Annotated in this window: 7 protein-coding genes; 6 read left to right on the top strand and 1 reads right to left on the bottom strand. The window is 66.9% G+C overall.

Annotated features, from left to right (window positions below):
* From VF542_RS10280 to VF542_RS10255, 6 genes are all read left to right on the top strand, one after another.
* Nucleotides 1-1,269 (top strand): MFS transporter (locus VF542_RS10280; RefSeq protein WP_408651612.1); only part of this gene is annotated, 1,269 nt, incomplete at its 5' end.
* A gap of 819 nt (nucleotides 1,270-2,088) precedes the next feature.
* Nucleotides 2,089-2,979, top strand: a complete 891-nt coding sequence (locus VF542_RS10275) for a GGDEF domain-containing protein (protein ID WP_408651611.1) — start codon at nucleotides 2,089-2,091, stop codon at nucleotides 2,977-2,979.
* Between the two features lie 187 nt (nucleotides 2,980-3,166).
* Nucleotides 3,167-4,363 (top strand): MFS transporter, encoded by a 1,197-nt coding sequence (locus VF542_RS10270; protein ID WP_408651610.1) that lies wholly within the window; start codon nucleotides 3,167-3,169, stop codon nucleotides 4,361-4,363.
* Nucleotides 4,364-4,655: 292 nt separating this feature from the next.
* A complete protein-coding gene (locus VF542_RS10265; protein WP_408651609.1) occupies nucleotides 4,656-5,141 on the top strand; it encodes an SRPBCC family protein in 486 nt (161 codons plus the stop codon).
* 231 nt (nucleotides 5,142-5,372) lie between these two features.
* Complete coding sequence (locus tag VF542_RS10260) at nucleotides 5,373-6,419, top strand: alpha/beta fold hydrolase (protein ID WP_408651608.1); 1,047 nt, start codon at nucleotides 5,373-5,375, stop codon at nucleotides 6,417-6,419.
* 740 nt (nucleotides 6,420-7,159) lie between these two features.
* On the top strand, nucleotides 7,160-8,431 hold the full coding sequence (locus tag VF542_RS10255; protein ID WP_408651607.1) for a GGDEF domain-containing protein: 1,272 nt from the start codon (nucleotides 7,160-7,162) through the stop codon (nucleotides 8,429-8,431).
* A gap of 57 nt (nucleotides 8,432-8,488) precedes the next feature.
* On the opposite strand, the gene VF542_RS10250 is transcribed toward VF542_RS10255, so the two are convergent.
* On the bottom strand, nucleotides 8,489-8,961 hold a 473-nt coding region (locus tag VF542_RS10250; protein ID WP_408651606.1), incomplete at its 5' end, for an SDR family NAD(P)-dependent oxidoreductase.

Genomic DNA, 8,961 nt, shown 5'->3' with positions numbered 1-8,961 from the left:
GCGCTCGCGGTGCTGGTCTTCGAGCGCACCTCCTCAGCGCTGCTCACCGCATTGGCCTACGCCCTCACCTTCGCGCCGGCACTGCTCGGCGGCCTGCTGCTGTCCGGGCTTGCCGATCGGCTGCCCCGCCGCCAGGTGATGGTGGGCTGTGACGTGATCCGGTGCGTGCTGCTGGGTTGCATGGCCATCCCGCGCGTGCCGATCTGGCTGCTCTGCGCCCTGCTGGTGGTGGCGGTGCTGACCGAGACCCCGTTCATGGCCGCGGAGTCCTCGCTGATGCCGGTCATGCTGGACGGCGAGCATTACATCGTGGGCACCGGCCTGCGCAGCATCACCAACCAGCTGGCCCAGCTGGCCGGCTTCGCCGGTGGCGGACTGGTCATCGCCTTGATCGGTGCCCGGGCCGGCCTCGCGTTGGACGCTGCGACCTTCGGGGTGTCAGCCGTTCTGATCATGGTCGGGGTCAAGGCACGACCGGCGGCGATGACCGATCCCGCCGGGGAGCACAGCGCAGGTCCCGGCCTCCTGAGCGGGCTGAACTCAGTGCTGGCGCTGATCTTCGGAGACCCGAAGCTGCGCACCCTGATCGGGCTCTCCTGGTTGGCGGGCCTGTTCGTGGTGCCCGAAGGGGTGGCCGCTCCCTATGCCAGTGACATGAACCATGGCGCGGTGGCCATCGGCCTGCTGTTGGCGTCGATGCCGGCCGGCACCGCGCTCGGCACCTACCTGTTGGTGCGCTTCGTGCCGAACGAGGCGCGTTCGGTCTGGATGGGGCCGATGGCTGTCGCCGTCGGCGTGCCCCTGGCGCTGTGCGCGCTACACCCCAACCTGGTCCTCTCGCTGGTGCTGTGGACGGTGAGCGGGTTGTTCTTCGGTTACCAGGTTCAGGTTGTCACCGTATTCGTCCGTACCGTGCCCGATCATCAGCGCGGGCAGGCCATCGGTATCGCCTCCTCGGGGCTGCTGGCGGTGCAGGGTTTCGGAGTGCTGCTCGGCGGCGCCGTTGCCAGCCTGTGGGGAGTCAACGCTGCCGTTGCGTCCGCCGGCCTCGTGGGCGGGGGGCTGGCCGTGCTCCTGTCCTGGAATTGGCACCGAGCCGCCTCGGCGGACCCACATTCGGACGTGACAGGGTTGGCCGAACCACATACCGAGTTGGCCGAACCACATACGGAGCTGCCAGAGTTGGCCGAACCACATCCCGAGTTGGCGGAACCGATCGTGCTGGCAACGCCAGCCGAGCGGGTGGCCGAGGACCGGTCCTCGGCCTGAGAAGAGCTGTCCGGTTACGGCCAGCGCCAGTTGTCGAGCACGGAAGGCCTCCTTCGGGGGTAGTGGGACGGGCTTGCCGTGTGGTTCGCCGGGTCAGGGCCAGCGCCAGTTGTCGAGCACGGAAGGCCTCCTTCGGGGGGTGCGGGGACGGGCTCGCCGCGTGGTTCGGGGACGGCTTGCCGGGGTCAGGGGGGCGGCGCAGCCACTGGGCACGCGGCCCTCCTCACGATTCGGATCGGTTCGGTGGGGCAGCGGTTTAGGGCCAGCGTCAGTTGTCGAGCATGTCCGAGCCTCCTTCGCAGCGCATCTTTGCAATGGCTAAGTGGCCTTAACAGTGGTATCCAGTGGTTCTGGCACATATGAGCAGTTCTCAGGATGACAACCGCACAGCGATCCACTAGTTTTCGGAGCAAGCGCAACCGGGTGGGGTGTATGTCTCGAACAGCACGCGGCACACAGATCTCGCCGTGGGCAAGGGTCCGCGGATGGGATCTTTGGGCCACGCCGCGGGCCATGTTGGCTTTCGTGCTGGCTGCCGACGCACTGATGTTCTTAGTGGCATTGTGTCTGGTAATCAACACTGACCCTGATGTGTCCGATGGTGCCCGACTCGGCATCCTGCTTGCACTGTGGGTAGTTTTCGAGCAAGTTTCCAACCGAATTGCCCGATTACGGGTGCGATTGGCAGCTTACGGGCATGTCGATATGACCTCGGTATGGACGTTTGCGGGGGCTCTGGTCCTGCCATCGGCCCTTACTGTGCTGCTGTGTGTAGTCGTGCTCGGTTATGCCTGGATCCGCCACGAGCGTGAGAGCGGCATGCGCGCCTACCGGCAGGTCTTCGGCGCCGCGGTGGTGATCGCCTCGTGCCTCACCGCTCGTGTCGTTCTGAACCTCTTCCCCGTTGGAGTGGGCAGCTCCGGGCAGGCATTCCTGGCCATCACCGCCGTCGCGGTAGCCATGCTGGCCTACGCGGCCGTCAACTTCATCGTCCTGTTCGTGGCGATCTACCTGGCCGTGCGCCCGGTGAAGCTCCGCGAGCTGCTGGAGAACGGGCAGGACGTGACGCTCGAGTTCGCCACCCTGTGCCTGGGCGGGCTGACCGCGTTGGCGCTGGCGAACCAGCCGCTGCTGAGCGTGCTCGTGATCCCGCCGCTGTTCGTCCTCCAGCGCAGCGTCCTCACCAAGCAGCTCGAGATCGCCGCCACGACCGATGCCAAGACCGGGTTGCTGAACGCCGCCAGCTGGCAACACACGGCGAAGCGGGAGGTGGCCCGGGCACAGCGCGAGCATGAGTCCGCCGCCCTGCTGATCATCGACATGGACAACTTCAAGCTGGTGAACGACACCTACGGCCACATCGCCGGTGACGCGGTGCTCCGGGCGGTGGCCGACTGCCTGGTCCGCGAGTTGCGCCAGTACGACGCCATCGGGCGCTTCGGCGGTGAGGAGTTCGTCGCGATGCTCTCCGGAGTGGACGAGCTGGTAGCGGTAAGCATCTCCGAGCGCGTCCGGCAGCAGATCCAGCTGCTCGAGGTGCCTGCCCCCATCCCGGACCAGCCGCCGTTGATCGGGCTGTCGGCATCGATCGGCATCAGCTGCTTTCCTGAGCACGGCACCGAACTGGAAGACCTGCTGCACGCCGCCGACTCCGCGCTGTACGCGGCCAAGCACGCCGGCCGGAACCGGGTCGTGGTCTGCCCGCTCTAGAAAGCGCTCACCGTAGGTATCCCGTTCGGTCACCTTCTGAAATCTTGTATGCGGGAATAGGTGAATCTGCCTACCGATGTGTGCTCGAATGTGCACCGGGTGTACTCAGTAGCCCGCTCCAACGGCTACCGTGTCACTGAAGGCGAGGTAAGTCCGAAAAGTGGCGAGCGTGGCAGCTTCTCGGCGCGTGACGTTTCTCGACGCGCTCCGGGTTCCGGAGTTCCGAGTGCTCTGGCTCGCCGATGCCCAGTCCCTGGCCGGGGATCAGCTGGCTCGGGTTGCGCTGTCGGTGCTGGTGTTCGAGCGGACCTCCTCGGCGCTGTTGACAGCGATCACCTACGCGCTGACCTTCCTGCCCGCGCTGATCGGTGGCGCGTTGCTGTCCGGACTCGCCGACCGGATGCCCCGCCGCCGCGTGATGGTCGCCGGTGACCTGATCCGGGCCGTGCTGCTCGGGATGATGTCGATCCCCGGCACGCCGCTCTGGCTGGTCTGTACGCTGCTGGTCCTCGCCGTCCTGGTCGGCTCACCGTTCAGCGCTGCCGAGTCCGCGCTGCTTCCTGAGATCCTTTCTGGTGAGACCTTCGTCGTCGGCACGGGGCTGCGGACCATCACCAACCAGCTGGCGCAGCTCGGTGGATTCGCCTTCGGTGGGATCGCGGTGGCAGCCATCGGCGCCCGGGCCAGTCTGGGCATCGACGCGGTGACCTTCGCGGTGTCGGCGCTGCTGATCAGCCTCGGCGTTCGCCGCCGGCCCGCGCCGGCCAGCGAATCCGGCGCCAGCGAGCCGAGCTACCTGGCGTCGATCACCGCCGGCGCCAAGCTGGTCGCCAAGGACCCGAAGCTGCGCACGCTGCTCGGGTTCTCCTGGTTGCTGGGGCTGTATGTCGTACCCGAGGGGGTGGCGCCGCCTTACGCCCAGTCGCTCGGCGCCGGCGCCGTCGGCATCGGCCTGCTGATGGCCGCCGGTCCGGCCGGCACCGCCCTCGGCACCTATCTGTTCCTGCGCCTGGTCCCGATCAGGTCGCGACCGACCTGGATGACCGCGCTCGCCGTCGCCGGCGGCCTGCCACTGGTGGTGTGCTGGCTGCATCCGCCTATCGTGCTGTCGATCGTGCTCTGGGGGATCAGCGGCGCCGCCGCTGCCTATCAGGTGCAGGTCGTCACCGAGTACGTCCGTGCCGTCCCGGACAGCAGGCGGGCGCAGGCGATCGGAGTCGCGGCCTCGGGCCTGCTTGCTGCCCAGGGAGTCGGGATCCTGCTGGGTGGCATAGTGGCAAGCCGGTTCGGGGCCGCCTCGGCGGTTGGCCTGGCCGGCGCGGTTGCGGTGGGCCTCGCGGTGTGGTTCACCGTGCTCTGGGCCAGGGCGACCCGGCCCAGCTGAGGGGATTGCGGCACGGACAGCGCCCGGCGGCGTTACGTTACGGAGCGCTTATTGCCGGTTGCGGTACGTTACCGTTCGGGTTTCCTCAATCTTTGATGGTGCCTTCTGCGACTCACGCAGCGTAACTTGCGTGATGCAAGTTGCCCCACTAGGGTTTCAAGTGGGTGAGTGAGGTCGTGGACCGTACGGGTGGAGGCCTCCATCGCCGGGCGATGGCGCCCGGTGGCGCACTGCCGATATCCGCGATATCGCAACCCACATTTCCAAGTACCGCGAACCACAAGGGGTAATCGTGAGCAGTCAGAACTTCACCACCAGCTTCTCGGTGGACCAGTCACCGAAGGACGTCTTCGACGCCATCAACAACCCTCGCGGCTGGTGGTCCGAGGAGATCGAGGGCGGCACCGACCAGGTCGGCGACGAGTTCAACTACCACTTCCAGGACCTGCACCGGTGCAAGATCCGCGTGACCGACCTCATCCCCGGCCAGAAGGTGTCGTGGCTGGTGGTGGAGAACTACTTCAGCTTCACCGAGGACAAGACCGAGTGGACGGACACCACGATCAACTTCGACATCTCGGAAGAGGACGGCACCACCACTGTCGTATTCACCCACGTCGGCCTCGTTCCCGAGTACGAGTGCTACGGCGCCTGCTCCGAGGGCTGGGGCAATTACATCAACACCAGCCTGCGCGGCCTGATCACCGCCGGCGCCGGACTGCCCAATGCCACCGGCCAGGCCCGCACGACCGCCGAGGCGGAGCTGGGCGCGTCCTAGCACGGCACCTACTACGGTCGGCGTGAGAAACCGGTCAACTTCTCACATCAACCGGACGCAAGCCCCCGCACGTGTCTTCCCTAAAAGTGGGAATGGCACGTGAACGGGGGCTTGCGTTTTTTCATCAGTAACATTCATAACAAAGGCCGCAAAACGGGAGTAGGTTAACAGCAGCATCTATAGCAACGTGAGACTCGACCCCCCCAAGCACATCCCGAAAGGGGATTGAGTATGAAGTCCCAGAACCAAACCCATCGATCACCAGCTGCGCTGGTCAACCTCCGGCAGGCGGCGATCGGCGGACTCGCGGCCCTGCTGCTCGTCGTCGGCCTGTCCGGCGTGGGCGCGCATGCAGCCTCCAGCGCGCCGGCCAGGACCGAACCACTGCAGGGAAAGGCCCTGTTCGATTCGTCATTCACTCACGGCACCGTCGAGACCGAAGGCGGTTATCTGCACTACGTCAAGGGCGGTTCAGGTCCCGCGCTCGTCCTGCTGCACGGCTGGCCCGAGACGTGGTGGGAATGGCGTCATGTCATGCCCGCGCTGGCTCGTAACCACACCGTGATCGCCTTCGACCTGCCCGGCCTCGGCCAATCCTCGATCCCGGAGGCTGGATACGAGATGACCACCGCGGCAGCGCGGCTGCACGAGGCAACCAACCGGCTCGGGTACCGCAAGGTCGAGCTGATGGGGCACGACATGAGCGTGCTCATCGCCTACGACTGGGCCCGTGACTACCCCCGTGAGGTCACCCGGCTGGCCGTCCTCGACTCGACCCTGCCCGGATTCGGGCTCGAGGACGTCTACACGTTGAGCTACCACTTCGGGCTCAACATGGCGCCCGCCCCGATCCCGGAGGAGGTCGTCGACGACGACGACGTGAGCACCTACCTCAACGGCGTCTTCGTCTTCGCCAAGGTTCCCGAGGCCATCGACCGGGAGTACTACACCAACGCCTACCTCGACCCGGCGCGCCGTAGCGCCGCGTACAACTACTACCGGCACTTCGCCGCGGCCGCCGAGGACAACAAGGCGAACGCCGTAGCCAAGCGGCTCACCCAGCCGGTCCTGGCGATGGGTGCGGAGTTCCTCTTCGGGGCAGGGGTCGGCACGTCGTTCGAGAACGTGGCCGGTGACGTGCGCACGGTGGTGGCGCCGGGTGCCGGGCACTGGATCCAGGAGGAGACCCCGCAGTTCGTCATCGACTGTGCGAGCCTGTTCTTCGGCCCATCGGGTGGGCGGGCTCCCGCGGGACCGCTGGCCAACTGCGCCGCCTGACGCACGTGATCGTGGGGCCCTTCCCGGCACTCTGCGGGGAGGGCCCCGCCGCGTGCGGCGGCCACGCCAAGACCCTGCGCATGGCGACGGCGACCACCCCCCTCACCTGACGGGGTGGTCTCGGTGCCGAGCTGACTCGGTGGCACCGGTGATGCGTCGGTTTCCGCGGCGGGGGTTACCAGCCGTCGTTGTTCATCGGGGGGACCTTGTCGTTCGGTTGGGACGAAGGTGCAGGTGTGTCGGGTCTACCAGCCGTGGTTGTTCATGGGAGAGCCCTTTCGTTCGTGTGTTCGGACGGGGCGCTGAGTTGTGGTGCGGGCTACCAGCCGTGGTTGTTCACGTGGGCCTGCTTTCGGTCTTGATCGGCGGCCGGAGAAAGCTCCGGAGGGATCCGACCAAATTTTTTTTGGGCTGGGAGGTATTTTTTCGGCCTGCGGAGCCTCTACCAACCGTCGTTGTGCATGCTTCTACCTCCTTGCCCTATTTCTGCTCAGAGTAAAGCCAATGTGAGCCGAGTTGCCTAAACCGGTGTAAGGTCACGGCTGGACGGGCAAGAGGTGAGTAGCCGGTCTGGCCGTTTCTGCGCTATTAAAAGGCGCTGCGTCACAGATCCTACGGAAGCCCGTCGCTCTCTGTCACCTGGTCACCTGGTTGCCTTGTCCTGGCGATGCGGTGACACACCGCGACGAACCCGTTACTGTGAAGGCTCGGAGCGTAACGAAGGTCTGGAGTACAGCGGTATGACGGTGGGACCGCCCGAACCGGGAAGGCGCGGTGTCGCGCTGCGTTCCTGGGAGCTGTGGTCCCTGCCCAAGGATCTGAGCAGGTACCTGCTGCTCGCCGAAGTCGCGGCTGCCGGATGGACCGTCGTTGCCGTGGCGACCGAGACGGTGAACCGGACAGACCTGCTCCGGTTCGGTGTGCTGGCCGCTCTGTTCGCCGCCTTCCAGCTGATCTCCCCGCGCATCGAACGAATGCGGATCCGGATGGCCGACAGCCATCGGGTCGACATGACCTCGGTCTGGACGTTCGCCGGCGTGATCGCCCTGCCCGCGGGCTTGTCGGCACTGCTGGCACTGTTGATCTCGGTGGCCATGACGGTGCTGCGGCTGCGCGCCGGCATCCACCTCTACCGCCAGGCCTTCACGGCTGCCACCGTCGTGTTGGCCTGCCTCACCGGCTCCGAGGTCCTGGGCCTGACCGCGCCGCACCTGGCCGGCATGTCGGGCAGCGCCGGCGAAGCCGCGATCGTGCTGCTGACCATGGTGATCTACACCGCGGTGAACACGACGATGATCGCCGGCGCGATCTTCCTGGCTGCCCGGCCGCTTCCGGTCCGTGCGCTGTTCGGCACCGCCGAGGAGAACGGCCTCGAGGTCGCGACCCTGTGCCTGGGCGGCATGGCGGCGCTGACGGTGATGTACACACCCTGGCTGACCGTGCTCAGCATCGTCCCGATGGTGGTGCTGCAGCGTGGCGCACTGATCAAGCAGCTGGAGGTGGCCGCCACCACCGATCCCAAGACCGGCCTGCTCAACGCCGTGGCCTGGCGCCACATCGCGCAGAAGGAGTTGGCCCGCGCTGCCCGGGACCGGCACACCGTGGCGGTGATGATCATCGACATGGACCGGTTCAAGGCGGTGAACGACACCTACGGGCACCTGGTCGGCGATGCCGTCCTGGTCGCGGTCGCCGAGCGGTTGACCACTGAGCTGCGCCAGTACGACAGCATCGGCCGGTTCGGCGGTGAGGAGTTCGTGGCGATCCTGCCCGAGGTGGATCTGGCCACCGCGCGAGCCGTCAGCGGCCGGATCCTGGCCCGGGTGCGCGAGCTCGAGGTCTTCAGCCCGGACGCCCCGGCGGTACCGCTCGGCGGCTTCTCCGCCTCGATCGGCCTGGCGCTCTACCCGGACAACGGCGGTGACGTCGAGAGCTTGCTGCACGTGGCCGACAGCGCGCTCTACGCCGCCAAGAGCGCCGGCCGCGATCGAGTGGAGTCGTTCACGCTCTGACGGCCCGGTTTATCAATGGCTGTATGGGCAGACCACAGGTTCGTCAACGGCTCGTGCTCAGCGGCGCCGGTCGAGTTTGTAGGGGCTGGCCTGGGCCAGCGGCTTGACCACCGCCAGGTCGATGTTCACGTGTGCCGGCCGGGTCGCCACGAAGGTGATCACATCCGCCACGTCCTCGGCGGTCAGCGGCTCGGCGACCCCTTCGTACACCGCGGCGGCGCGGGCGGCGTCGCCGCGGAAACGCACCAGCGAGAACTCCTCGGTGGCGACCAGCCCGGGAGCGACCTCCGAGAGCCGGACCGGGCGGCCGTTGAGTTCCAGCCGCAGCGTCTCCATCATCGCCCGGGCGGCGTACTTGGCGGCCGAATAGCCGGCACCGCCCTCGTAGACGGTGTAGCCGGCGATCGAGCCGGTGAGCACGATGTGGCCCCCGCCGCCGGCCTCCAGCGCCGGCAGCAGGGCCTGGGTCAGCCGCATCGCCCCGAGCACGTTGGTGTCGAACATCCTCAGCCAGTCCGCCGGGTCGGCCT

Origin of the sequence: Jatrophihabitans sp. (assembly GCF_036389215.1) — a bacterium.
GTDB lineage: Bacteria > Actinomycetota > Actinomycetes > Mycobacteriales > Jatrophihabitantaceae > Jatrophihabitans_A.
Note: the sequence above shows the minus strand (reverse complement) of the source record. Positions and strands in the feature narration are given on the sequence as shown.